Consider the following 24,275-nt stretch of genomic DNA (forward strand, 5'->3'; position numbering starts at 1 on the left):
CGCAGCCGGTGACGTGGGGCGTACGTCACTGCACGAACGCCCCGCACACCGCCTCGTACTTCCGCGTCCACCACACCGCGAGCGCCGAAGCGGCCGGGAACTGGGAGTCCGCACGGGTGTCGCCGCGTTCGTAGTGCCAGCGCAGCATCCAGAAGTCGTTCAGGCGTTCCCACCACACGCGGTGCACGGCCGCCGCGAGCTCCGAGGGCGCCGCTCCGGCGGCACGCCGGTACGCGCGCGCGTACGCCCGCACCTTGGGCAGGTCGAGGGTGCCCGCCGGGCGTACGAAGAAGATCGCGGCGGCCCGTACGGCCTCTTCCGCGCGGGGTTGGACGCCGAGCCGGTCCCAGTCGACGATCGCGGCCGGGGCGTCCCCCTGATAGAGCAGGTTGAACGGGTGGAAGTCGCCGTGCACCCAGCCCACCGAGCCACCGCGCGGGGGGCGCCGGTCCGCGTGCCGCTCCAGCAGCGTGCGCCGTTCCAGGAGCCGGTGCCGGGCGAGTTCGTCGAAGGAGTCGGCGGGGCGGTGCCGGCGTACGCGCGCGAGGAGGTCGTCGATGAGGTCGAACGTGTCGGCGGGGTCGGCGCTCTCCACAGGGTGGGGGCTTGTGGCCGGGGGCGTGCGCCCCTTGGGCGGCATCACGCGCTCCAGGCTTGCGTGGACCGCCCCCAGCAGCGCGCCGAGCCGTGCGCACTGGCCGGTGCTGAGCTGGCCGCCGTGCCGGTGCCGGCCGTCGATCCACGGGTGCAGGGCGTACGCGTGGCCGCCGACGACCGCGACCGTGCGCCCGTCCCGGCCTGCCAGCGGCGGGGCCACCGGGACGCCGAGGTCGGCCAGGCGCTGGGTCGCCCGGTGCCGGCGTTCGATCGCGGCGGGGTCGGCGGTGTCGGGGTCGAAGTGGTGCTTGAGGAAGTAGCGGCCGCGGGTCGTGCACAGCCGGTAGCCGCGGTTGAGCAGCCCCTGGTCGACGGGGTCGCAGGTGAGGGCGGATCCGGCGGAGTACTGGCGCAGAAGGGCGCTCAGCGGGGGCGCGTGGAGCGCAGGGGGTGGTACACATGGGCGCGGCACGCGCCAGATGCTAGGGCACCTGGCGAGCCTGTGAGCTGGGCGTTGTCACAGGAAGTCGTCGACGGTCACTTTCGGTCGCAAGTGAGTGATCCCGTTCGCGCACCCTCGTGATCGCCGAGGATGAATAGCCTTATTTACCCTTTTTCGGGCATTGAGTCGGTGTCGGACACGAACTCTTCCCGTGAACTGGGTGCGCGGGATAACGTGCCGGTGTTCCGGCCCCCTGCAAGGCTGTGACCTGGGCCCCTTCCCGACTTTGCGATTTACTTGGATTTCCAAGCAAAAACGCAGGTCAGGAGGGGTTACACAGAAATGTGGAGCACTGGGTAACGTGCCTCTTGCAGGGCGCTCGCCGGGGCACCTGTCACGCCTGTTCCCGGCCGAGTGGCACCCACCCCGTGCCCGAGGGTCGGAACAGGTGAGCCGCACTGGCCTACCGGCAACCCCGGGGGCCGGACCGACGGAGGAGCACACGTGACCGTGGAGAGCACTGCCCCGCGCAAGCCGCGACGCAGCGCCGGAAGCAAGGCCGGGTCCACCGGCGCCGAAGCAACCGACGCCACCGGCACCCAGCGCACCACCCGCACGACCGCCAAGAAGACCACCGCCAAGAAGGCCACGCCCGCCAAGCGGGCCGCCGGCGCTGGCAAGGCCACGGGCGCCGCGCAGACTGCCGGCCCCGAGCTGGTGCAGCTGCTGACGCCCGAGGGCGAGCGCGTCAAGAACGCCGAGTACGACGGCTACGTCGCCGACATCACCCCCGAAGAGCTGCGCGGCCTGTACCGCGACATGGTGCTCACCCGCCGCTTCGACGCCGAGGCCACCTCCCTGCAGCGCCAGGGCGAGCTGGGCCTGTGGGCCTCGCTGCTCGGCCAGGAGGCCGCCCAGATCGGCTCCGGCCGGGCCACCCGCGAGGACGACTACGTCTTCCCGACCTACCGCGAGCACGGCGTCGCCTGGTGCCGCGGTGTGGACCCGACCAACCTGCTCGGCATGTTCCGCGGCGTGAACAACGGCGGCTGGGACCCGAACGGCAACAACTTCCACCTCTACACGATCGTCATCGGCTCCCAGACGCTGCACGCCACCGGCTACGCGATGGGCGTCGCCAAGGACGGCGCCGACTCGGCGGTCATCGCGTACTTCGGCGACGGCGCCTCCAGCCAGGGCGACGTCGCGGAGTCGTTCACGTTCTCCGCGGTCTACAACGCCCCCGTGGTGTTCTTCTGCCAGAACAACCAGTGGGCGATCTCCGAGCCGACCGAGAAGCAGACCCGCGTCCCGCTCTACCAGCGCGCGCAGGGCTACGGCTTCCCCGGCGTCCGCGTCGACGGCAACGACGTGCTGGCCTGCCTCGCCGTCACCAAGTGGGCGCTGGAGCGCGCCCGCAACGGCGAGGGCCCGACGCTGGTCGAGGCGTACACGTACCGGATGGGCGCCCACACCACCTCCGACGACCCCACCCGCTACCGGGGCGACGAGGAGCGGCAGTCATGGGAGGCGAAGGACCCGATCCTGCGCCTTCGCCGCCACCTGGAGTCCTCAAACCACGCGGACGAGGGATTCTTCGCGGAACTCGAGGCGGAGAGCGAGGCGTTGGGCAGGCGAGTGCGCGAAGCGGTCCGTGCCATGCCGGACCCGGACCACTTCGCCATCTTCGAGAACGTGTACGCGGACGGGCATGCGCTCGTCGACGAGGAGCGAGCCCAGTTCGCCGCCTACCAGGCGTCGTTCGCGGACGTAGAGGGGGTCTGAACATGGCCGTGGAGACTGTGACATTCAAGAACATGGCCCTGGCCAAGGCGATCAACGAGTCGCTGCGCCGCGCCCTGGAGACCGACCCCAAGGTCGTCATCATGGGCGAGGACGTCGGCAAGCTCGGCGGTGTGTTCCGCGTGACCGACGGACTGCAGAAGGACTTCGGCGAGAGCCGCGTCATCGACACCCCCCTCGCCGAGTCGGGCATCGTCGGTACGGCGATCGGCCTGGCCCTGCGCGGCTACCGCCCGGTCGTGGAGATCCAGTTCGACGGCTTCGTCTTCCCGGCGTACGACCAGATCGTCACCCAGCTCGCGAAGATGCACGCCCGCTCGCTGGGCAAGGTCAAGCTCCCGGTCGTCGTCCGCATCCCCTACGGCGGCGGCATCGGCGCGGTCGAACACCACTCCGAGTCCCCGGAGGCGCTGTTCGCGCATGTGGCGGGCCTGAAGATCGTGTCGCCGTCCAACGCCTCGGACGCCTACTGGATGATGCAGCAGGCCATCCAGAGCGACGACCCGGTGATCTTCTTCGAGCCCAAGCGGCGCTACTGGGACAAGGCCGAGGTCAGCACGGAGGCGATCCCCGGCCCGCTGCACAAGGCACGGGTCGTCCGCGAGGGCACCGACCTCACTCTCGTCGCGTACGGCCCGATGGTGAAGCTCTGCCAGGAGGTCGCGGACGCGGCCGCCGAGGAGGGCCGCTCCCTGGAGGTGCTGGACCTGCGCTCGGTCTCCCCGCTCGACTTCGACTCGATCCAGGCCTCGGTGGAGAAGACCCGCCGCCTGGTGGTCGTCCACGAGGCGCCGGTGTTCTTCGGTTCCGGTGCGGAGATCGCCGCCCGGATCACGGAGCGCTGCTTCTACCACCTGGAGGCCCCGGTGCTCAGGGTCGGCGGCTACCACGCCCCGTATCCGCCGGCCCGCCTGGAGGAGGAGTACCTGCCCGGCCTGGACCGGGTGCTGGACGCCGTCGACCGCTCGCTGGCGTACTGAGGAGAGGGTCGTGACGACGATGACGGAAGCTTCCGTACGCGAGTTCAAGATGCCCGACGTGGGCGAGGGCCTGACCGAGGCCGAGATCCTCAAGTGGTACGTCCAGCCCGGCGACAAGGTCACAGACGGCCAGGTGGTGTGCGAGGTCGAGACCGCGAAGGCGGCCGTCGAACTCCCCATCCCCTATGACGGAGTCGTCCGCGAGCTGCACTTCCCCGAGGGCACGACGGTGGACGTCGGCACGTCGATCATCGCGGTGGACGTGAGCGGCGGGGCACCGGCACCGCAGGCGCCCGCCGAGCCGCAGCAGGCGCCGGCGCAGGAGGAGCCGAAGCCGGAGGGCCGCCAGCCGGTCCTCGTGGGGTACGGCGTGGCCACGTCCTCCACCAAGCGCCGCCCCCGCAAGGGACCCGAGGCCCCGGCCCAGCAGGCCTCGGCCGCGATCCAGTCCGAGCTGAACGGCCACGGGACGGCGCAGACCGCCACCCCGGTCCCGCCGCCCACCGCGCCCCCGCAGCAGCGCCCCCTCGCCAAGCCGCCGGTGCGCAAGCTGGCCAAGGACCTCGGCGTCGACCTCGCGACGGTCACTCCGACCGGCCCGGAGGGCATCATCACCCGCGAGGACGTCCACGCGGCGGCGGCCCCGCAGACCCTCGAGCCCACGCCGACGCCGGTCGTGGCGCCGACCCCGGCATCGGCCCCGGCGCCGGCCTCGTACGACACGACCCGCGAGACCCGCATCCCCGTCCGCGGCGTCCGCAAGGCCACGGCCGCCGCCATGGTCGGCTCGGCCTTCACCGCGCCGCACGTCACGGAGTTCGTGACGGTCGACGTGACGCGCACGATGAAGCTGGTCGAGGAGCTGAAGGAGGACAAGGAGTTCACGGGCCTGCGCGTGAACCCCCTGCTGCTCATCTCCAAGGCCCTCCTGGTCGCGATCAAGCGCAACCCGGACATCAACGCGTCCTGGGACGAGGCCAACCAGGAGATCGTGGTCAAGCACTACGTCAACCTGGGTATCGCCGCGGCCACCCCGCGCGGTCTGATCGTCCCGAACATCAAGGACGCGCAGGACAAGACCCTGCCGCAACTCGCCGAGGCACTGGGCGAGCTGGTGTCGACAGCCCGCGAGGGCAAGACGTCCCCCTCGGCCATGCAGGGCGGCACGGTCACCATCACCAACGTCGGAGTCTTCGGCGTCGACACCGGCACGCCGATCCTCAACCCCGGCGAGTCCGCGATCCTCGCGGTCGGCGCGATCAAGCTCCAGCCGTGGGTCCACAAGGGCAAGGTGAAGCCACGTCAGGTGACGACACTGGCGCTCAGCTTCGACCACCGGTTGGTGGACGGGGAGTTGGGGTCGAAGGTCCTTGCCGACGTGGCGGCGATCCTGGAACAGCCGAAGAGGCTGATCACCTGGGCCTGACGCGTCCGGTTCGGAGGCGGCAAGGGGCCCACTGCTTGTCAGCAGTGGGCCCCTACTGCGTACCGGTGTCCAGCCGGGGTCAGTCCCGCTGGGCGCCCGACGGCAGCGTGCGCAGTTGCATCGTGCTCGCTGTGCTGCTGCCGAAGGCGTAGTCCATCAGCTTCGCGGCGTCCGTGAAGCGGTACTGGTCGTTGAGGAGTACGCCGATGACGGTCTTGCCGTTGCGGGTTCCGGCGAAGACGAGGCAGGGGCCGGCCGGGGTGTTGGTACCGGTCTTCACGCCGATCGCACCGCTGTAGGAACCCAGCAGCTGGTTGGTGTTGTACCAGGTGTACGTGCGGGTGCCGCCGGTGCTCGTCGTGGCGTACTGCACGGTCTTCGTCTTCTTCACGATGCCCGAGAACGTCGAGAACGTCATCGCGCTGCGTGTGAGCCTGGCGAGGTCGCGCGGCGTCGTGTAGTTCGTGTTCTGCGTCGAGTTGCCGTCGAACGAGTCGAAGTGCGTGTTGGTCAGGCCCAGGGCATCGGCCTTCTTGTTCATCTTGGCGATGAAGTTCTTGGTGCGGGCCGCGACCGTCGTGCCGGTGCCGAACTTGTCCGCGAGGGCCATCGCGGCGTCGCAGCCGGACGGCAGCATCATCGCGTGCAGCAGCTGGCGGACGGTGACCTTGTCGCCGGTCTTCAGGTCCGCGGTGCTCGCGCCCTTGGCTGCGACGTAGTCCCGGTAGGACTGCTTGATGGTGACCTTGGTGTCCAGGTTCACGTCCGGGATGGCCAGCACGACCCGAGCCGTCATGATCTTCGTGGTGCTCGCCATCGGCCGCTTGGTGTCGGCGTACTTGCTGTAGAGCGTGGAGCCCGTCGCACTGTTGAGCATGAACGCGCCCTTGGCGCTGACCGTGGGCGCGGTCGCCGCCTGGGCGGGTGCCGTCAGGGCGCCGCCCGCGACCAGCGCGCCGGTGGTGGCGACGACGGCTGCGGCTCTGCGGAAACGTACACCCTTGATGCCGGTTATCACTATGAACGCTCCGAGTGTGCGAAATGCCCGGTAAGGCATCTGCGTTGTGAGGGGGCAGGCTCTGGTGAGACTCGCCAGGAGCGTTCGGGGATGTACGGCCTGGCATAACGAAATCACCAAGAGGGCGAGGAACGTCCAAGGGGGCGGCCGCCGTCGAGCGGTCCGCCCCCTTGCCGGTGACCCGGTGACCCGGTGACCCGGTGACCCGGTGAGCCGGTGACCCGGTGAGCCGGTCGTCCTGGGCGTCAGCCCAGGCTGGTGAAGCCGTAGTTCATGAGCTTCTTCGCGTCCGCCTCGCGCTGGGCGATCGAGGAGGAGGCGAGCACCGTGCCGATGACCGTCTTGCCGTTGCGGGTGGCGGCGAAGACGAGACAGTACTTGGCCTCCGGGCCGGAACCGGTCTTCACGCCGATCGCACCGCTGTAGGTGCCGAGCAGGCCGTTGGTGTTCTTCCACGGCGCCATGGTGCGGACGCTGCCGGTCTTGGTGATCGTCTTCGCCGTGTACTGCTTCGTCTTGACGATCGTGCGGAACGTGGAGCTCTTCATCGCGCTGCCGGCGAGTTTCGTCAGGTCGCGCGGCGTCGAGTAGTTCGCCCCGTTACCGATGCCGTCGAAGGAGTCGAAGTGGGTGTTCGTCAGGCCGAGGTTCCTCGCGGTGGTGTTCATCTTGCCGATGAACGACTTCACGCGCGCGGCCCGCGTCGAGCCCGTGCCGAACTTGTCGGCGAGCGCGTAGGCGGCGTCGCAGCCCGACGGCAGCATCAGGCCGTACAGCAGCTGGCGCACGGTGACCTTGTCGCCGACGATCAGCTTGGCGTTGGAGGCCCAGTTGTTGTCGACGATGTAGTCGCTGTAGGCCTTCTGGATCGTGACTTTGGCGTCGAGGTTGAGGTTCGGCTGCGAGAGCACGACCTTCGCGGTCATGATCTTGGTGGTGGAGCCGGTGGAGCGCCTGGTGTCCGCTGCCTTCGTGTACAGCGTCTTGCCGTTCGCGTTGTTCATGACGTAGCCGCCCTTGGCCACGATCGAGGGGGCGGCGGCGGCCTGCGCGGGCGCAGCGGAGAAGGCACCGGCCGCGAGCACGGCGCCGGTGGTCACGGCGACGGCAGTGGCTCTGCGGATACGGGTGCCCTGAATGCCGGTTTTCAAGTGAAGTACCCCGATTGCTTTGAATTCCTCTGATATGCGGCCGAATTGAGGTCAGGGGCCCGAAGGCGAAAGGGGCCGCACGTGTGTGACGCGTAAGTACCACAGAAGGTTGTGCGGCAGGTGAGGCGGGCCCCGTCACGTCCGCATGATGGACGGGACTCCGTATGCGTACGTGATGTATCTATCCTGTGGGCATGCCCCTGGTCGTGAAGCAACCGCCCGCCGCCGACCGCGTCTACCACCACGTCAAACAGGGCGTCCTGGACCGCCGTTACGAGGGCGGAACCCTGCTCACCGAGGGCGAGCTGGCCGATGCCGTCGGGGTCTCTCGCACTCCGGTGCGCGAGGCACTGCTCCGGCTGGAGGTCGAGGGCCTGATCAAGCTGTACCCGAAGAAGGGCGCCCTCGTACTGCCCGTCTCCGCGCAGGAGATCGCGGACGTCGTCGAGACCCGGCTGCTGGTGGAGGAGCACGCGGCCCGCAAGGCCGTACCCGCACCGCCCGGCCTCATCGAGCGGCTCGAGGAACTGCTCGCACTGCAGAAGGAACAGGCCGCCGCCGGGGACCTGGCCGCCGCCGCCGTCACCGACCGCTGCTTCCACGCCGAGATCGTCCGCAGCGGCGGCAACGAGATCCTCTCCCGGCTCTACGACCAACTCCGCGACCGGCAGCTGAGGATGGGAGTCGCCGTCATGCACTCTCACCCCGACCGGATCGCCAAGACCCTCACCGAGCACGAGGAGATCCTGGACGCGCTGCGCTCGGGGGACGCCGAGGCGGCCGTCGGAATCGTCCACCGGCACGTCGGCTGGTTCTCGCACCTCGCCCGGGGTGAGGTCCGATGAGCGGGGCCACCCTCCCGGGCGATCCGCCCGGCGGCCGGCGCGCCGTCGCCGTCTGGAGCACAGGCGTCGCCGTCTACTTCGTCGCCGTCATCTTCCGTACGTCCCTGGGGGTCGCCGGCCTCGACGCCGCCGACCGCTTCGACGTGGGCGCCTCCGCACTGTCGACGTTCTCGATCCTCCAGCTCCTCGTCTACGCCGGCATGCAGATACCCGTCGGCCTGCTGGTCGACCGGCTCGGCACCAAGAAGGTGCTGGGGATGGGTGTCGTGCTGTTCACGGCGGGCCAGCTGGGCTTCGCGTTCTCCCCCACGTACGGGATGGCCCTCGCGTCGCGGGCGCTGCTGGGCTGCGGCGACGCGATGACGTTCATCAGCGTGCTGCGGCTGGGCAGCCGATGGTTCCCGGCCCGGCGCGGACCGCTGATCGCGCAGCTCGCCGGGCTGGTCGGCATGGCAGGCAACCTCGTCTCGACGCTCGTCCTCGCCCGGCTGCTGCACGGCATCGGCTGGACGGCCGCGTTCGCGGGCAGCGCGCTCGCCGGGATCGTGGTCCTCGTCCTCCTGCTGCTGTTCCTGAAGGACCACCCCGAAGGACACGAGCCGGAGCCGGTACCGCATCAGGGAGCGGCGTACGTACGGCGGCAGATCGCCGCGTCCTGGCGGGAGCCGGGGACTCGGCTCGGGCTGTGGGTGCACTTCACGACCCAGTTCCCGGCGATGGTGTTCCTGCTGCTGTGGGGGCTGCCGTTCCTGGTCGAGGCGCAGGGGCTGTCCCGGGCCACGGCCGGAGAGCTGCTGACCCTGGTCGTGCTGTCGAACATGGCGGTCGGACTGGTGTACGGCCAGATCATCGCCCGGCACCACGGGGCGCGGCTGCCGCTCGCGCTGGGCACGATCGCGGCGACCTCGCTGCTGTGGGCGGCGACGCTCGTGTATCCCGGTGAGCACGCCCCGATGTGGCTGCTGATCGTGCTCTGCACGGTGCTCGGGGCGTGCGGGCCGGCCTCGATGATCGGGTTCGACTTCGCGCGGCCGGCGAATCCGGCGGAGCGTCAGGGGACGGCGTCCGGGATCACCAACATGGGTGGTTTCGTGGCCTCGATGACGACGCTGTTCGCGATCGGCGCGCTGCTCGATGCCACGGACGACGACTACACGGTCGCCTTCTCGTCCGTGTTCGTGCTCCAGGCGCTGGGCGTCACCCAGATCCTGCGCCTGCGCAGGCGAGCGGCCCGCCGGGAGCGGGAACGGCTGGTGGCGAGCCGGGTGGAGACGGTGCACGTGCCGGCGTGAGCTGACGTCTGCCAGTGGCCCGACTCGTCACTCGTCCCACACCTCTCAGGGGGCCGCGCCTGCGGCCCTACGGCGTCACCGTGAAGTTCCGCAGGATCGCCGCCGTCAGGTCCGGGTCGCCCTCCGTCTTCACCCGGTCCCGGACCGCCTCCGGCGTCACCCGGCCGCAGGCCAGGCGGACGTACGTCTCCCAGTCGAGGGTGAGGGTGGCGGCGGGCCCGAGGGCGGGAGCCGTCTCCAGGGTGCCGCGACCCTGGATGTCGACGCGGATCGTGCGCAGGAACTCCACGGGGCCGTGAACGTCGAAGACGACCGCCGAACTGCGGGGAGCCCCGGCCTTGTTCGCGACGACGTCCGGGAGGGCGGCCAGCAGGACGTCACGGGTGACCTGCGCGCCGGGGGAGTCGAGGTTGCCGGGCCGGCCGACGGCGACGCGCAGGTCCTGCTCGTGCACCCACACGTCGAAGGCGTGGCCTCGCATGGCCTCCTCGAGGGTGAGCTCGGTGCCCAGCGGCCCGCGCACCTTCGTGCCGGGGTCGCGCGACTCGCCCCGCAGCTGCCGGTTGCGGCGAATGATCGTGTACTCCAGCTCGGAGGTCATCTCGGGCGCCGTGTGGTGCCGGCGGACGTCGACCTGCATCTCCATGTAGCGCTGGTGGTCGTTCGTGACGTGGAACAGGTCGCGCGGCAGCGTGTGGATGGGGCGCGGGTCGCCGAGCATCTCGCAGTCGAGGCCGATGACGTGCGAGACGACGTCACGCACGGACCAGCCCGGGCACGGGGTCCGCCGGTTCCAGTCGGCCTCCACAAGCGGCTGCACCAGCTCGGATATCGCTTCGATGGAGTGGGTCCAGGCGTCGGCGTAGGGCTGGAGGGTGGGATGCAGACTCACGGAACGGGACCCCTCGGCGGTCGGAACACGGGCAGGTTGTGGCGGCATTGCCAGTGGGAGGTGGCTGCGGTCGGCGGCGTCTCGAGACTCCCCCGGTTCTCGGCTGCGCTCGAACCGAGGGGACCCCCAAAGTTACGCTGCTGTGAGGCACCCCGGCAGTGCTTTCGTGTGACGATCGTAGGCCCGTGTGGACGGCTCGAATGCCAGGACGGTGGTAGTGTGCGCGCCTCTCTGCTCCAGATCTCCGTAAATGAGGGTGAATCGGTCGATTCGCGTCGGCGTCGGGTCGCCTCGCTCGTACGGGACCAGGCCGGTGCCGATCTCGTCGTGCTGCCGGAGCTGTGGACCACCGGGGCGTTCGCCTACGAGGGGTTCGCCCGGGAGGCCGAGCCGCTCGAGGGGCCGACGCACGAGGCCATGGCGAAGGCCGCGAGCGACGCGGGCGTGTGGCTGCACGCGGGCTCGATTCCGGAGCGGGGTGAATCCGACGGCACCCCGGCCGCGGGCGAGGGGCCGCTGTACAACACGTCGCTCGTCTTCTCTCCTTCCGGTGATCTGGTCGCCGCCTACCGCAAGATCCACCGCTTCGGCTTCGACAAGGGCGAGGCCGTGCTGATGGGGGCGGGCGACGAGCTGGTGACGGTCCGCATGCCGGGCGTGACGACGCTCGGTCTGGCGACCTGCTACGACCTCCGTTTCCCCGAACTCTTCCGTGGGCTCGTCGACGCCGGTGCCGAGACCTTTGTGATCCCGGCGGGCTGGCCGGAGCGCAGGCGCTCCCACTGGACGCTGCTGGCTCAGGCGCGGGCGGTGGAGAACCAGGCGTTCGTCCTCGCGTGTGGAACGGCCGGGACACATGCGGGAGTTCCGCAGGCCGGTCACTCGATCGTGGTGGATCCATGGGGAACGGTCCTGGCGGAGGCCGGCCGCGGCGAGGAGGTCCTCACCGTGGAGCTCGACCACGGCAAGGTGGCCCAGACCCGGGAGCAGTTCCCGGCCCTGAAGGACCGCGTGCTCGGCCTGGGGGCGCCGCGCTCCCGTCCTTAGCGGTCCTCCTCCCGTTCCTTCTCCGCCAGGTGGATCACGCACACCGTCACCGCGATCAGCAGCGCCGGATCCGCGTCGTCCCGGACGACGTCCACGCCGTAGGTGTCCCGGACGTGCAGCCACCGCCGGGAGATGACGGCGAGCAGCTCGCCGTCGTACTCGACGGCGAACTCGCGGTCGGCGATCTTGCCGCTGACGTCGAGCTCCGTGCCGTCCACCAACGTCACCCGATAGTGGTTGCGCAGCAACGACAGCCGCTTCCGCCTGATCCGCGCGAGCGGCTCGCCGTCCCGCTCGATGAGCATCGTGTCCCGCAGGGCGAACATCTTCTGACGGATGTCGATCAGCACCTGTCCCTGGGTGTCCTTCAGCTCGAAGGTGTCCCGCAGCCGGATCGCCTTGCCGTCGACGAGGAACACCTTGTTGCCGTGGTCGTCCTCGATCCAGTAGTCGTCACCGAAGGAGAGGATCCGGTCGCGTACGAGGAATCTCATGACATGACCGGTTCCCCGCCGGCCGGCCCGAAACGCCGCCGGTAGGCCGACGGGCTCAGCGCGGTACGACGTTCGCGCCGGGGTGTTTGTCGGTGGCGGGTGGCACTCTTGATCCATGACCGATTCCTCCCCGGGCCCGACTCGCCGCCGCGCCCGTGTCCGTGCCCCCGAGCTGACCGGCAAGGGTGGCTGGCTGAACACCGGCGGGAAGCAGTACCGGCTCGCCGACCTGCGCGGACGTATCGTCATCCTTGATTTTTGGACATTTTGCTGCGTGAACTGCCTGCACGTCGTGGACGAGCTGCGGGAGCTGGAGGACAAGCACCGGGACACGGTCGTGGTCATCGGGGTGCACTCGCCGAAGTTCGTGCACGAGGCGGAGCACCAGGCGGTGATCGACGCCGTCGAGCGGTACGGCGTCGAGCATCCCGTCCTGGACGACCCCGAGCTCGCGACCTGGAAGCAGTACGCGGTGCGGGCCTGGCCGACGCTCGTGGTGATCGACCCCGAGGGATATGTCGTTGCACAGCACGCCGGTGAGGGGCATGCGCACGCCATCGAGCGGCTGGTGACCGAGCTGGAGGCGGAGCACGCCGCGAAGGGCACGCTGCGGCGCGGGGACGGGCCGTACGTGGCGCCGGAGCCGGAGCCGACGGTGTTGCGGTTCCCGGGGAAGGCGCTGCTGCTGCCGAGCGGGAACTTCCTGGTCAGCGACACGACACGGCATCAGCTGGTGGAGCTGGAGGCCGATGGTGAGTCCGTTGTAGGGCGCATCGGGTCCGGTGTCCGCGGCCTCTCCGACGGCACGGCGGACACGGCCACCTTCAACGAGCCGCAGGGTCTCGCCCTCCTCGACGACGGCTCGGTCGTTGTCGCCGACACCGTGAACCACGCCCTCCGGCGGCTGGACCTCACGTCCGGTGAGGTCACGACCTTCGCGGGCACCGGCAGGCAGTGGATGCAGGGCGACCACACGTCCGGCCCGGGGCGCGAGGTGAACCTCTCCTCCCCCTGGGACGTCGCCTGGTGGCAGGGCAAGGTCTGGATCGCCATGGCCGGCATCCACCAGCTGTGGACGTACGACCCCGCTGCCGGCACCGTCTCCGTCGCTGCCGGCACCACCAACGAGGGCCTGGTCGACGGCCCGGACACAGAGGCCTGGTTCGCGCAGCCGTCCGGCCTCGCGGCCACCCCCGACCGGCTGTGGCTCGCCGACTCCGAGACGTCGGCGCTGCGCTGGGTCGCCCCCGACGGCGCCGTCCACACCGCCGTCGGCACCGGCCTGTTCGACTTCGGTCACCGCGACGGCGCCGCCGAACAGGCCCTGCTCCAGCACCCGTTGGGCGTGACCGCGCTCCCCGACGGCTCGGTAGCCGTCAGCGACACCTACAACCACGCCCTGCGCCGCTACGACCCCGCCACCGGCGAAGTGACCACCCTGGCCACGGATCTGCGCGAACCGAGCGACGCCGTGCTGGTCGGCGACGACATCGTCGTAGTCGAGTCCGCCCGGCATCGGCTCACCCGCCTTCGCCTCCCCGAGGAGGCGATCCGTGTCGAGGCGGTCGCGCACCACACGCAGCGCGCGGCCACCGAAGTCGCCCCCGGACGCCTGCAGTTGGACGTGATCTTCCAGGCCCCGGCGGGCCAGAAGCTCGACACCCGGTACGGCCCCTCGACCCGCCTGCTGGTCTCGTCCACGCCTCCCGAGCTGCTGGTGGACGGTGAGGGCGCGGGGACCGATCTCTCCCGCGCCCTGGAGCTCAACCCCGCGGTCCCTGAGGGCGTCCTGCACGTCTCCGCGATGGCGGCGTCCTGCGACGACGACCCTTCCAACGAGTACCCCGCCTGCCATGTCCACCAGCAGGACTGGGGCGTCCCGGTCCGTCTCACCGAGGCCGGTCAGGACCGTCTGCCGCTGGTCCTGGCCGGCCTGGATGCCTGACCCTGCGGGGCCCTGCGGGGCTCACACCCCGTATCCGTCGCTGTACCCGTCCCGCCGATGGTGGTGCCGCTCCTCCACGACCGGTGTCGCGGGTGGCACCACCACTCGCCTGCGCCGGGCGATGCTGCTGAAGGTCGTCACGCCGATCAGGCCCACGATCATCAGGATCACGCCGACCAGGTCGAGGTTGACCCCCTGCATGTCCCAGTCGGTAGCGAACGTGAGGATGGCTCCCACGGCGATGAGGATGATGCACCCGCCGAGGCCCATGAGTTGTCGCCTCCCTGTCCGGTCCAGTCGTTCCGGTCGGGGGCGGGTACCCGGCCCGACGGGCGTTACCCCTCCAGGAAGGCCACCAGCGCGTTGGCGAGGAGGAACGGATCATCCACCCCGCACAGTTCGCGCGCGCTGTGCATCGACAGGATCGCCACCCCGATGTCCACCGTCCTGATGCCATGCCGCGCCGCCGTGATCGGGCCGATCGTCGTGCCGCAGGGCATGGAGTTGTTGGAGACGAAGGACTGGAACGGGACGTTCGCCTTCTCGCAGGCCGCAGCCCAGACCGCACGGCCCGAACCGTCGGTCGCATAGCGGTTGTTGACGTTGACCTTCAGGATCGGCCCGCCGTTGACGCGCGGGTGGTGCGTCGGGTCGTGGCGCTCCGCGTAGTTGGGGTGGACCGCGTGGCCCGTGTCGGAGGACAGGCAGACCGTTCCCGCGAACGCCCTCGCCCGGTCCTCGTACGACCCTCCTCGCGCGAACACCGAACGCTCCAGCACGCCGCCGAGCAGCGGCCCGTCCGCGCCGGTGTCCGACTGGGAGCCGTTCTCCTCGTGGTCGAAGGCGGCGAGGACCGGGATGTACGGCAGCCCCTCACCGCCGGTGGCCACCGCGGTCAGTGCCGCGACGCCCGCGTGCACCGACAGCAGGTTGTCCATGCGCGGGCCCGCCACCAGCTCCTTGTCCCGGCCCAGGTATGCCGGCGGCTCCACGGAGTGCACCATCAGGTCCCAGCCGGTGACCTCGCCCGCCGGGATCCCGGACTCGGACTCCAGGAAGGCGATGAGGTCGCCGTCGCGGACGTCGTTGCCGAGACCCCAGATCGGCTGGAGGTGGCGCTGCTTGTCGAGCTTGAGTCCCTCTGACGACACCGAGCGGTCCAGGTGGATCGCGAGCTGGGGGACGCGCAGCAGCGGGCGGTCGATGTTCACCAGGCGGGTCGTGCCGTCGCGCAGGGTGAGGCGGCCGGCCAGGCCCAGGTCGCGGTCCAGCCAGGAGTTCAGGAGCGGGCCGCCGTAGATCTCGACCGCCACCTGACGCCAGCCGTGCGCCCCCGTGTCGGGCAGCGGCTTGACCCGCAGGTTGGGCGAGTCGGTGTGCGCGCCGACGATGCGGAACGGCGTGTGCGGGGCCGCACTCTCGGGGACGTACCACGCCACGATCGCGCCACCGCGCAGCACGAACCTGCCGCCGCTCCCCGCGGCGGAAGCCGCTGATGTCACCGCGTCCCAGGCGTCCGTCTCCGCGACCTGCCGGAAGCCGGCCTTCTCCAGCCGCTCGGCGGTGTTCGCCACGGCGTGGTACGGCGAGGGGCTCGCCGCCAGGAAGGACATGAGGTCGTCGGTGTGACCGCGATCGAAGCGGGAGGGTTCGCTCATGGGTTCACCTTAACGACGTGCGAGGGCCCGCTCCCGGCAAAGGGGAGCGGGCCCTCGTGAGGAAGGTGTGGACGGCGATTAGAACGCGGCCTCGTCCAGCTCCATCAGGTCCAGGTCGACGTTCTCCGACAGCTTGCGGGTCAGCGTCACGCCGGGCAGCACGGTGGCCGCGAAGAACTTCGCCGCCGCGATCTTGCCGGTGTAGAACGTCTTGTCCTTGGCGGAGGCCGACGGAAGCTTCTCGGCGGCGACCGCGGCGCCCTTCAGCAGCAGGTAGCCGACGATCACGTCGCCGGAGGCCATCAGCAGGCGGGTGGTGTTCAGGCCCACCTTGTAGATGTTCTTGACGTCCTGCTCGGTGGCGGCGAGGTCGGTCAGCATCAGACCGACGATCGCCTCCAGCTCGACGGCCGCCTTGGCCAGCTGCTCGCGGGCGCCGGCCAGCTCCTCGCCACCGGTGCCGACGGCGAGGAACTTCTTGATGTCCTCGGCGAGGGAGTTCAGCGCGGCGCCCTGGTTGCGGACGATCTTCCGGAAGAAGAAGTCCTGGCCCTGGATGGCCGTGGTGCCCTCGTACAGGGTGTCGATCTTGGAGTCGCGGATGTACTGCTCGATCGGGTACTCCTGCAGGAAGCCGGAGCCGCCGAAGGTCTGCAGCGACTGGGCGAGCTGCTCGTAGCCCTTCTCGGAGCCGTAGCCCTTGACGATCGGCAGGAGGAGGTCGTTGAGCGCGTGCTCCGTCGACGCGTCCTCGCCCGCCGCCTCCTTGACCGCGATCGCGTCCTGGACAGAGGCCGTGTAGAGGACGAGGGCGCGCATGCCCTCGGCGTACGCCTTCTGCGTCATCAGCGAGCGGCGCACGTCGGGGTGGTGCGTGATGGTGACCTTGGGCGCGGTCTTGTCCATGAAGTTCGCCAGGTCGGGGCCCTGGACGCGCTCCTTGGCGTACTCGAGGGCGTTGAGGTAGCCCGTCGAGAGCGTGGAGATCGCCTTCGTGCCGACCATCATGCGGGCGAACTCGATGATGCGGAACATCTGGCGGATGCCGTCGTGCTTGTCGCCGATCAGCCAGCCCTTGGCGGGGTGCTGGTCGCCGAACGTCATCTCGCAGGTGTTGGAGGCCTTCAGGCCCATCTTGTGCTCGACGTTGGTGGCGTAGACGCCGTTGCGCTCGCCCAGCTCGCCGGTCTCGAAGTCGAAGAGGTACTTCGGGACGAGGAAGAGGGACAGGCCCTTGGTGCCCGGACCGGCACCTTCCGGCCGCGCGAGCACGTAGTGGAGGATGTTCTCCGACATGTCGTGCTCACCGGACGTGATGAAGCGCTTCACGCCCTCGATGTGCCAGGAGCCGTCCTCCTGCTGGACCGCCTTGGTGCGCCCGGCGCCCACGTCGGAACCCGCGTCGGGCTCGGTGAGGACCATCGTCGAGCCCCACTGCTTCTCGACGGCGATCTGCGCGATCTGCTTCTGGACCTCGTTGCCCTCGTCGAAGAGGATCCCGGCGAATGCCGGGCCCGAGGAGTACATCCACACGGCCGGGTTGGCGCCCAGGATCAGCTCCGCGTACGACCAGATCAGCGACGGGGGAGCCGTCGTACCGCCGATGGCCTCGGGCAGGCCGAGGCGCCAGTACTCGGAGTCCATGAAGGCCTGGTAGCTCTTCTTGAACGTCTCCGGGACCGGAGCGGTGTTGGTCTCCGGGTCGAAGACCGGCGGGTTGCGGTCGGCGTCCGCGAAGGACTCGGCCAGCTCGTTCTCCGCGAGCCGGGTGAGCTCGTCGAGGATGCTCTTGGCGGTGTCGACGTCCATCTCCTCGAACGGGCCGGTGCCGTACAGCTTGTCGCGCCCGAGTACTTCGAAGAGGTTGAACTCGATGTCGCGGAGATTCGACTTGTAGTGCCCCATGGCGACAGCTCCGTAGAGAGATCGGCGAGGCACTGGATCCTCGCGCTAGTTCACGTACCAACAAGTAGCTACGATGATGCTACCCGTCAGTAATAAGACGCAACCCCGATCCCGTCATCTGTGACGGGTCACACCGGCACCGTGAGCGTCGCCGTGTAGCCCTTCTCGGCGCTGCCCGTCACCGCAGCCAGCTGCTGGTCGTGGCCGTCGCTGAAGATGTTGTCCGTCTCCAGGGACAGCCGGCCCAGGTTCTGCACGCTCTGGCTGTAGCCGTCCGTGGCGTACACCGCGTCGCAGACGTCCTTCGGCAGCGCGAGCTGGGAGGTGTTCGTGATCGAGGTGGCGGCGGTGGCGTCGTCCAGGCTGCCGTAGACCTCGAAGTGGATGTGCGGCCAGCGGCCCGCGTAGCAGGCCGGGAAGATGCTCCTGAAGGTGACCTGGCCCTTGTCGTCGGTCTCCTGGACGCCGCGCAGATAGTTCTCGTCGGTGACGCCCTCGGAGTACAGGGAGTAGTTGCCGTCCCGGTCGCAGTGCCAGAGGTAGACGGCGGCGCCCTGCTTCGGGGTATCGCAGCCGGAGGCGGCGTCGACGACGGTGAGCGTGATGGCCAGGGGCACGCCCTCGGCGGTGCCGCCGGCCGAGTCGCCGAAGCTGGAGGTGATGTCGCTGCGGACGACGCCGCTCTCCTTGAGGACGTTCACGCCGTTGGAGCCGTCGCCGGGGTAGGGACCGGCGGTCTCGTCCGGGATCGTGGCGCACTCGGTGGGCGAGGAGGCCGAGCTCGGCGAGCTGCTGCCGGCGGAGGTGTCGTCGGTGGAGCAGCCCACCAGGGGGATCAGGCTCGCCCCCGCCATCAGCCGGATCATCCGGCGGCGGGCGAGGACGGGAAGGTCGTAGGAGAGGCCTCTGTCGTGCTCATGTGTTTCGTCGTGGTGGCGTCTGCTCATGGGCAGACGCTATGAGCGGCACCTGTGGGAAGCCAGGGCGGTGGCTGTCAAGTCGCTGTCGGTTTGCCAGGGCGCCCATACCGGCCCGCCTGCCCGACTGCCCTCGGTACGCTTGCGCCCATGTACGGATACGGCCAGCCCATGGACGGCGGTGCTGCCCAGCAGGGCTACGTCCCCCCGCAGCAGATGCCCGGCGGGTACGGACAGCAGCAGCCGCCGCTGTACCCCGAGCCGTCCCCGCCCTCACTCGCGGACGCGGTGCGCGCCTTCACCACCGGGCAGATGTCCGCGGAGGACTTCCAGCAGGTCTTCGCGACGTCGAAGGTCTACTGCCCGCGCGGTGACAACCCCGGCTTCCTCGCCCTGCACAACACCCAGCAGCCGGTGATCCCGATGTTCAGCTCGCTGAAGGAGCTGCGCCGGTACGCGGGCAAGGAGTCCAAGTACTTCGTGATCACCGGCGCAGAGGTGATCGACCTGCTGCCGACCGGCTACGGCTTCGTCCTCGACATGGAGGGCGAGCACCGGATGGTCTTCGATGCGAAGGCGGTCGAGGAGATGGTCGATTTCGCGATGCGGCGGATGTACGGCTAGGCGCCGGACGCGGACCAGGGGGGAGACCAGGCATGCCGAATGCCGTTCAGCTGAACCACACCGTCGTGTATGCGAGTGACCGTCGGCGATCGGCCGATCTCCTCGCCGGGATTCCGGGGCTGGAGGCCGGCGCCCCGTTCGGACCGTTCCTGCCTGTGGAGCTCGGCAACAGTGTGACGCTCGACTCCTACGAGCTGCGCGACGAGCCCGTCCAGGCACAGCACTACGCGTTCCTCGTGTCCGACGAGGAGTTCGACGTCATGATCCGCCGGCCGGCGGCGGCCGGGAGCACGTATTACGCCGACCCCGGCCACACCGAGCCCGGACGGGTCAACGATCTTTTCGGTGGGCGGGGTGCGTACTTCGACGATCCGGACGGGCACAACATGGAGATCATGACCCGGCCGTACGTTCGCCCCTGAGTACTGCAACGGTGCAGGGCCGTCCGCGGCCGTCGTACGGGCGGAGGAGCCCGGAGGGAATCCCCTCCGGGCTTTCTCTGTTTGAGGTGGCAGAAAGTTCAATGCTCAACTAAAGTGGGGCGTACGTCGCCCAAGGAGGTACCGACATGCCTGCAGTGACCGTCGAGAACCCGCTGACGCTGCCCCGCGTGACCGCACCGGCCGACGCCGTGGCACGCCCCGTGCTCACCGTCACGACCGCGCCGAGCGGTTTCGAAGGTGAGGGCTTCCCGGTGCGCCGGGCGTTCGCCGGGATCAACTACCGCCACCTGGACCCGTTCATCATGATGGACCAGATGGGAGAGGTGGACTACGCGCCGGGTGAGCCCAAGGGCACCCCCTGGCACCCGCACCGCGGCTTCGAGACCGTCACCTACATCATCGACGGGATCTTCGACCACCAGGACTCCCACGGCGGTGGCGGCACCATCACCAACGGCGACACCCAGTGGATGACCGCGGGCTCGGGGCTCCTCCACATCGAGGCCCCGCCGGAGCAACTGGTCATGTCCGGCGGTCTCTTCCACGGCCTGCAGCTGTGGGTGAACCTCCCGGCCAAGGACAAGATGATGCCGCCCAAGTACCAGGACATCCGCGGCGGCAACGTTCAGCTGCTCACCTCCCCCGACGGCGGCGCACTGCTCCGGGTCATCGCCGGTGAGCTCGACGGCCACCAGGGCCCCGGTGCCACGCACACGCCGATCACGATGATCCACGCGACGCTGGCGCCGGGCGCGGAGATCACCCTGCCGTGGCGCGAGGACTTCAACGGCCTGGCGTACGTGATGGCGGGCAAGGGCGCGGTCGGTGCGGAGCGCCGCCCGGTCCACCTGGGGCAGACGGCGGTCTTCGGCGCCGGCTCCTCGCTGACCGTCCGCGCGGACGAGCAGCAGGACTCGAACACGCCGGACCTCGAGATCGTCCTGCTGGGCGGTCAGCCGATCCGCGAGCCGATGGCGCACTACGGCCCGTTCGTGATGAACACCCGCGACGAGCTCCAGCAGGCCTTCGAGGACTTCCAGAAGGGCCGGCTGGGGACCATCCCCGCCGTGCACGGCATGACGGAGAGCGGACCGAAGGGCTGAGCCTCTGCCGCCGGCTGACGCCGTGTCACCCGGGCGGGCTGTCCGCGCAGGACAGCCCGCCCGGTGCGTGATCCCCTGGACGGGTGCATCTGCTTCCCGACTCCGTGCGACGGCTGGCCGCCTGGTGTGCCGTCATCCTGCTTGTCGCCGGGGTGGTGTACGTCGGGATCCTGCTGTGCGCCCATCTGCGGGCGGCCGTGGTGCCGGTGCTGCTGGCGCTGCTCGGCACCGCGCTGCTCGGGCCCTTTCACCGGCGGCTCGTCAAGGCCCGGGTCAACCGGTCGGTCGCCGCCGGGCTCACCTGTGTCGCCGTCGTGGCGGTGGTCGGCGGGGCCGTGTACATCGTCGTCGCGGCGCTGATCGACAGCGGGGACCAGATCGTCGCCTCGCTCAGGGACGCGGCGCGGGGGCTCGCCGAGCACTTCGGGGCGGCCGGGACCTCGCTGGACGACATAGCGTCCAACGCGCGGGAGCTGCTGGGCAGGTTCGGCGGGACGGCCGCCTCCGGGGTCATCAGCGGGGTCAGCGTCGTCGGCGAGACCATCGCCATTGCCGTACTGGCGCTGCTGCTCGTCTTCTTCTTCCTGCGGGACTCCGACCGGGCCACCGGCACCCTGCGCGCGCTCGCCCCGCACGGGACCGCCGACACCCTGGAGGCCATGGCACGGCGCGCCTACCGGGCCGTCGAAGGGTTCATGCGCGGGACCACCTTCATCGCCTTCATCGACGCCGTGTGCATCACCGTCGGACTGCTGATCCTGGACGTGCCGGGCGCCGTGGGGCTGGGGGCGCTGGTCTTCGTCGGCGCCTACATCCCCTACCTCGGCGCCTTCCTCTCCGGGGCGGTCGCCGTGCTGGTCGCGCTCGCCGACCGGGGCTTCGTCATCGCGCTGTGGGTGCTCGGGGTGGTGCTCGCCGTGCAGGTGCTGGAAGGGCATGTGCTCCAGCCGATGATCCAGAGCCGTACGGTGCAGATGCACCCGGCGGTCGTGATGCTGGCCATCACCGCGGGCGCGGCCGTCGCCGGAATCCTCGGGATGCTGCTGGCCGTACCGCTCACCGCCGCCGTCTTCGGGGTACTGCACGAGCTGCGGGCGCGTTACGGAACGCCGCCCGAACCGGAGCAGTTGGAGGCCTAGCATGCACGATCACACGGGCGGCTCACCGGCCGCCGTCGTGGAGGCCGCGTTCCGGTACTACCGGGCGCAGGACCGCGAGGCGGCCGTTCTGCTCTACGCCGACGACTTCACCTTCACCAGCCCGCAGGACGACCACATCGACAAGGACGCGTTCTTCGAGCGGTGCTTTCCCACCGCCGACCGGGTCAGGGAGCAGCGGCTGCTGAAGGTGACACCCGCGGATCCGGAACTCGTGTTCGCGTACTACGAGTACGAGCTCCCCACGGGCGAGAGGTACCGCAACGTGGAGGCGATCACCGTACGCGACGGGCTCATCCGGGACGTGCGGGTCTTCTTCGGCGGCCGGGAATGACTCAGGCGGGGTGTCCGTCGGACTCGTACACCTCGAACCAGGTGCTCTTGCCCTCGCCCCGCGGGTCCACTCCCCACGCGTCCGCCAGCATCTCGATCAGCATCAGCCCCCGCCCGGAGGACGCCAGCTCCCCGGGCCGGCGCTTGTGCGGCAGGTCGTCGCTCGCGTCGGTGACCTCCACCCGCATCCGCCGCCCGGCCGGCTCCCCGGTGACCTCGGCGACCAGGAGCGCGTCGGCGTCGGTGTGCACGAGGACGTTGGTGAGCATCTCGGACAGCAGCAGCACCGCGGTGTCGACCTGGTCGGCCGAGGACCAGTCGTGCAGAAGGTCCCGCAGTTCCTGCCGGGCCACGGCGACGCGTTCCGGCTCGTCCTGGGCGACGGTGAGCATCGTGCGGCGCACGGTCGGCCGGCCGGTCACGGTGTCGCCGTAGCTGTGGTCCTCGCCCTGCCGGGACAGCAGCAGCACGGCGATGTCGTCCTCGCGCCGGTCGGCGAGCGGACCGGTGGTGTGGTGGGAGGACGGCCCGTGCACGGCCTGGACCAGGGCATCGGCGAGTTCCTCCAGCTTGTCGCCCTGGTGCTCCTCGAGGACCGTCCGGATGCGCAGCCAGCCCGACTCCAGATCGTGCCCGCCGGTCTCGATGAGGCCGTCGGTGCAGATCATCATGGTCTCGCCCGGTTCCAGGAGGAACCGCGTGGTGGGGTAGTCGGCGTCCGGGTCGATGCCGAGCGGCAGCCCGCCGTCCGTCGGACGTTTCAGCACCGTGCCGTCCGCCAGCCGGATCGCCGGGTCCGGATGTCCGGCGCGGGCGATGTCCAGGACGCCGGTCGCGGGGTCGGCCTCGACGTAGAGGCAGGTCGCGAAGCGCAGGTCGGCGGGGTCCTCGTCGACGGTGGAGATGCCGTGCAGGAAGCGGGAGGCGCGCGAGAGCACGGCGTCCGGGCGGTGGCCCTCGGCCGCGTACGCCCGTAGTGCTATCCGCAGCTGGCCCATCAGACCGGCCGCCCGTACGTCATGTCCCTGCACGTCGCCGATGACGAGGGCGAAGCGTCCGTTGGGCAGCGGGATCATGTCGTACCAGTCACCACCGACCTGGAGCCCGCCGCCGGTGGGGATGTAGCGGGCGGCGACGCTCATGCCGGGGATCTCGGGGCCCAGGGTGGGCAGCATGGAGCGCTGCAGGCCGTCGGTGAGCTCCCGCTCCGACTCGGCGGCGCCGGCCCGGCTGAGGGCCTGGGCCAGCATGCGGGCGACCGTCGTCAGCACGGATCGTTCGTCCGGGGTGAACGCCACCGGATAGGCGAAGGCCGCCATCCACGCGCCCATGGTGCGTCCGGCGAGGGTCAGGGGCAGGAACGCCCAGGACTGGCGGCCGAACTGCTCGGCGAGCGGCCAGGTGAGCGGATAGCGGGACTTGTACTGCTCGGGGGAGGAGAGGTAGACCGCCCGGCCGGTGCGCACCACCTCGGCCGCCGGATAGTCGGTCTCCACCGGCATGTGCGTGAAGCGTTTCTCGTCGCCGGGCCGGTAGCCGTGGTGGCCGATGACCGTCAGCCGGTCGGCCTCCACACCGAACACCGCGAGCCCGTCCGGTGAGAAACCGGGCATCGACAGCCCGCCCGCGACCCGCAGCACCTCCTCCGTGGACCGCGCCTCGGCCAGTGCCCGGCCCGCGTCCAGCAGGAACGCCTCCCGGGAGCGCCGCCAGTCGCCGGTGACCGCACGGCGCCCCGCAGGTGTGCCCGGCGACGGGTCGGTGACCTCCTGGAGGGTGCCGATCAGCTGGTACGCCCGGCGCTCGGGGTCGAAGCTCGGTTTGGAGCGGCTGCGCACGGTGCGGATCACCCGGCCCCGCTCGTCCATGATCCGTACCCGCACCTCGGCGAGCGTCCGCTCGGCGACGGCGAGACCGATGACGCTGACGATCTCGTTCCAGTCGACCGGGTGGAGGCGCGCCCGGGCCTGGGATTCGGTCAGGGTCGACTGTTCGGCGGGCAGCCCGAGCAGCCGAGCGGCCTCGGCGTCCACGGTGACCAGCTTCGTGGCCGTGTCCCAGTGCCACATGCCGGTCGCGAGGGCGGCGAGGACCTGCCCCACTGCGGGAAGGGGCGCACCAATACGCATTGGCCCACTCTAAGAAGAGGTGATCGAGGGGTGCCACTGGTGTCGCACGCACTCTTATGGTGGGGAGGCCGTCG

22 protein-coding genes are annotated in these 24,275 nt (G+C 70.0%); 12 read left to right on the forward strand and 10 right to left on the reverse strand.

Features of this window, described 5'->3' with window-relative positions; all coding sequences use genetic code 11:
- Positions 1–25: 25 nt before the first annotated feature.
- The gene (locus StrepF001_RS15985) at positions 26–1,069 is read right to left on the reverse strand and encodes a phosphotransferase (RefSeq protein WP_206306867.1); all 1,044 of its coding nucleotides are present in this window, start codon (positions 1,067–1,069) and stop codon (positions 26–28) included.
- Between the two features lie 474 nt (positions 1,070–1,543).
- On the opposite strand from StrepF001_RS15985, the gene pdhA reads away from it, so the two are divergent.
- Genes pdhA through StrepF001_RS16000 form a run of 3 tightly spaced genes read left to right on the forward strand, consistent with a single transcriptional unit; the run spans position 1,544 to position 5,248 of the window.
- Positions 1,544–2,824, forward strand: a complete 1,281-nt coding sequence (gene pdhA, locus StrepF001_RS15990) for a pyruvate dehydrogenase (acetyl-transferring) E1 component subunit alpha (RefSeq protein WP_129798900.1) — start codon at positions 1,544–1,546, stop codon at positions 2,822–2,824.
- A gap of 2 nt (positions 2,825–2,826) precedes the next feature.
- A complete protein-coding gene (locus tag StrepF001_RS15995; RefSeq protein ID WP_129798901.1) occupies positions 2,827–3,822 on the forward strand; it encodes an alpha-ketoacid dehydrogenase subunit beta in 996 nt (331 codons plus the stop codon).
- A 10-nt stretch (positions 3,823–3,832) separates the two neighbouring features.
- Positions 3,833–5,248: a dihydrolipoamide acetyltransferase family protein gene (locus StrepF001_RS16000; protein ID WP_129798902.1), complete on the forward strand. Its 1,416-nt coding sequence runs from the start codon at positions 3,833–3,835 to the stop codon at positions 5,246–5,248.
- A 79-nt stretch (positions 5,249–5,327) separates the two neighbouring features.
- Here the strand turns inward: StrepF001_RS16000 and StrepF001_RS16005 are convergent, their stop codons facing one another.
- On the reverse strand, positions 5,328–6,266 hold the full coding sequence (locus StrepF001_RS16005) for a serine hydrolase (RefSeq protein ID WP_206306868.1): 939 nt from the start codon (positions 6,264–6,266) through the stop codon (positions 5,328–5,330).
- A gap of 245 nt (positions 6,267–6,511) precedes the next feature.
- On the reverse strand, positions 6,512–7,417 hold the full coding sequence (locus StrepF001_RS16010; RefSeq protein WP_129798903.1) for a D-alanyl-D-alanine carboxypeptidase: 906 nt from the start codon (positions 7,415–7,417) through the stop codon (positions 6,512–6,514).
- Positions 7,418–7,611: 194 nt separating this feature from the next.
- On the opposite strand from StrepF001_RS16010, the gene StrepF001_RS16015 reads away from it, so the two are divergent.
- On the forward strand, positions 7,612–8,262 hold the full coding sequence (locus StrepF001_RS16015; RefSeq protein WP_129798904.1) for a GntR family transcriptional regulator: 651 nt from the start codon (positions 7,612–7,614) through the stop codon (positions 8,260–8,262).
- Entirely contained in the window at positions 8,259–9,554 is a 1,296-nt protein-coding gene (locus StrepF001_RS16020; protein WP_129798905.1) for an MFS transporter, read from the forward strand. The genes StrepF001_RS16015 and StrepF001_RS16020 overlap by 4 nt, the downstream gene beginning before the upstream one ends.
- Before the next feature lie 67 nt (positions 9,555–9,621).
- On the opposite strand, the gene StrepF001_RS16025 is transcribed toward StrepF001_RS16020, so the two are convergent.
- Positions 9,622–10,446, reverse strand: a complete 825-nt coding sequence (locus StrepF001_RS16025) for a maleylpyruvate isomerase family mycothiol-dependent enzyme (protein ID WP_129798906.1) — start codon at positions 10,444–10,446, stop codon at positions 9,622–9,624.
- A 219-nt stretch (positions 10,447–10,665) separates the two neighbouring features.
- On the opposite strand from StrepF001_RS16025, the gene StrepF001_RS16030 reads away from it, so the two are divergent.
- Complete coding sequence (locus StrepF001_RS16030) at positions 10,666–11,493, forward strand: carbon-nitrogen family hydrolase (protein WP_129798907.1); 828 nt, start codon at positions 10,666–10,668, stop codon at positions 11,491–11,493.
- Here StrepF001_RS16030 and StrepF001_RS16035 read toward each other — a convergent pair.
- On the reverse strand, positions 11,490–11,987 hold the full coding sequence (locus StrepF001_RS16035) for an LURP-one-related family protein (protein WP_129798908.1): 498 nt from the start codon (positions 11,985–11,987) through the stop codon (positions 11,490–11,492). The genes StrepF001_RS16030 and StrepF001_RS16035 overlap by 4 nt on opposite strands.
- Before the next feature lie 115 nt (positions 11,988–12,102).
- Between StrepF001_RS16035 and StrepF001_RS16040 the strand changes: the two genes are divergently transcribed.
- Positions 12,103–13,932, forward strand: a complete 1,830-nt coding sequence (locus StrepF001_RS16040; protein ID WP_129798909.1) for an NHL domain-containing thioredoxin family protein — start codon at positions 12,103–12,105, stop codon at positions 13,930–13,932.
- Positions 13,933–13,953: 21 nt separating this feature from the next.
- On the opposite strand, the gene StrepF001_RS16045 is transcribed toward StrepF001_RS16040, so the two are convergent.
- The 4 genes from StrepF001_RS16045 to StrepF001_RS16060 all read right to left on the reverse strand — a co-directional run bounded on the left by StrepF001_RS16045 (position 13,954) and on the right by StrepF001_RS16060 (position 18,442).
- Complete coding sequence (locus StrepF001_RS16045; protein ID WP_129798910.1) at positions 13,954–14,202, reverse strand: DUF6458 family protein; 249 nt, start codon at positions 14,200–14,202, stop codon at positions 13,954–13,956.
- Between the two features lie 65 nt (positions 14,203–14,267).
- Positions 14,268–15,590: a M18 family aminopeptidase gene (locus StrepF001_RS16050; protein ID WP_129798911.1), complete on the reverse strand. Its 1,323-nt coding sequence runs from the start codon at positions 15,588–15,590 to the stop codon at positions 14,268–14,270.
- 78 nt (positions 15,591–15,668) lie between these two features.
- Entirely contained in the window at positions 15,669–17,495 is a 1,827-nt protein-coding gene (locus tag StrepF001_RS16055; RefSeq protein WP_129798912.1) for an acyl-CoA dehydrogenase, read from the reverse strand.
- Between the two features lie 128 nt (positions 17,496–17,623).
- Positions 17,624–18,442, reverse strand: coding sequence for an intradiol ring-cleavage dioxygenase (locus StrepF001_RS16060; protein WP_129798913.1), 819 nt, complete (start codon positions 18,440–18,442; stop codon positions 17,624–17,626).
- A gap of 120 nt (positions 18,443–18,562) precedes the next feature.
- Here StrepF001_RS16060 and StrepF001_RS16065 point away from each other — a divergent pair, with 120 nt between their 5' ends.
- The 5 genes from StrepF001_RS16065 (at position 18,563) to StrepF001_RS16085 (ending at position 22,073) form a co-directional block, all read left to right on the forward strand.
- Positions 18,563–19,036 (forward strand): SseB family protein, encoded by a 474-nt coding sequence (locus StrepF001_RS16065; RefSeq protein ID WP_129798914.1) that lies wholly within the window; start codon positions 18,563–18,565, stop codon positions 19,034–19,036.
- 32 nt (positions 19,037–19,068) lie between these two features.
- Positions 19,069–19,458, forward strand: coding sequence for a VOC family protein (locus StrepF001_RS16070; RefSeq protein ID WP_129798915.1), 390 nt, complete (start codon positions 19,069–19,071; stop codon positions 19,456–19,458).
- Positions 19,459–19,604: 146 nt separating this feature from the next.
- Positions 19,605–20,582 (forward strand): pirin family protein, encoded by a 978-nt coding sequence (locus StrepF001_RS16075; RefSeq protein WP_129798916.1) that lies wholly within the window; start codon positions 19,605–19,607, stop codon positions 20,580–20,582.
- Positions 20,583–20,665: 83 nt separating this feature from the next.
- A complete protein-coding gene (locus tag StrepF001_RS16080; RefSeq protein ID WP_129798917.1) occupies positions 20,666–21,721 on the forward strand; it encodes an AI-2E family transporter in 1,056 nt (351 codons plus the stop codon).
- Between the two features lies 1 nt (position 21,722).
- Positions 21,723–22,073, forward strand: a complete 351-nt coding sequence (locus StrepF001_RS16085) for a nuclear transport factor 2 family protein (protein WP_129798918.1) — start codon at positions 21,723–21,725, stop codon at positions 22,071–22,073.
- A 1-nt stretch (position 22,074) separates the two neighbouring features.
- Here StrepF001_RS16085 and StrepF001_RS16090 read toward each other — a convergent pair whose 3' ends face one another.
- The gene (locus StrepF001_RS16090) at positions 22,075–24,201 is read right to left on the reverse strand and encodes a SpoIIE family protein phosphatase (RefSeq protein ID WP_129798919.1); all 2,127 of its coding nucleotides are present in this window, start codon (positions 24,199–24,201) and stop codon (positions 22,075–22,077) included.
- Positions 24,202–24,275 lie beyond the last annotated feature (74 nt).

Source organism: Streptomyces sp. F001, from assembly GCF_004187715.1.
Classification (GTDB): Bacteria; Actinomycetota; Actinomycetes; order Streptomycetales; family Streptomycetaceae; genus Streptomyces; species Streptomyces flavusporus.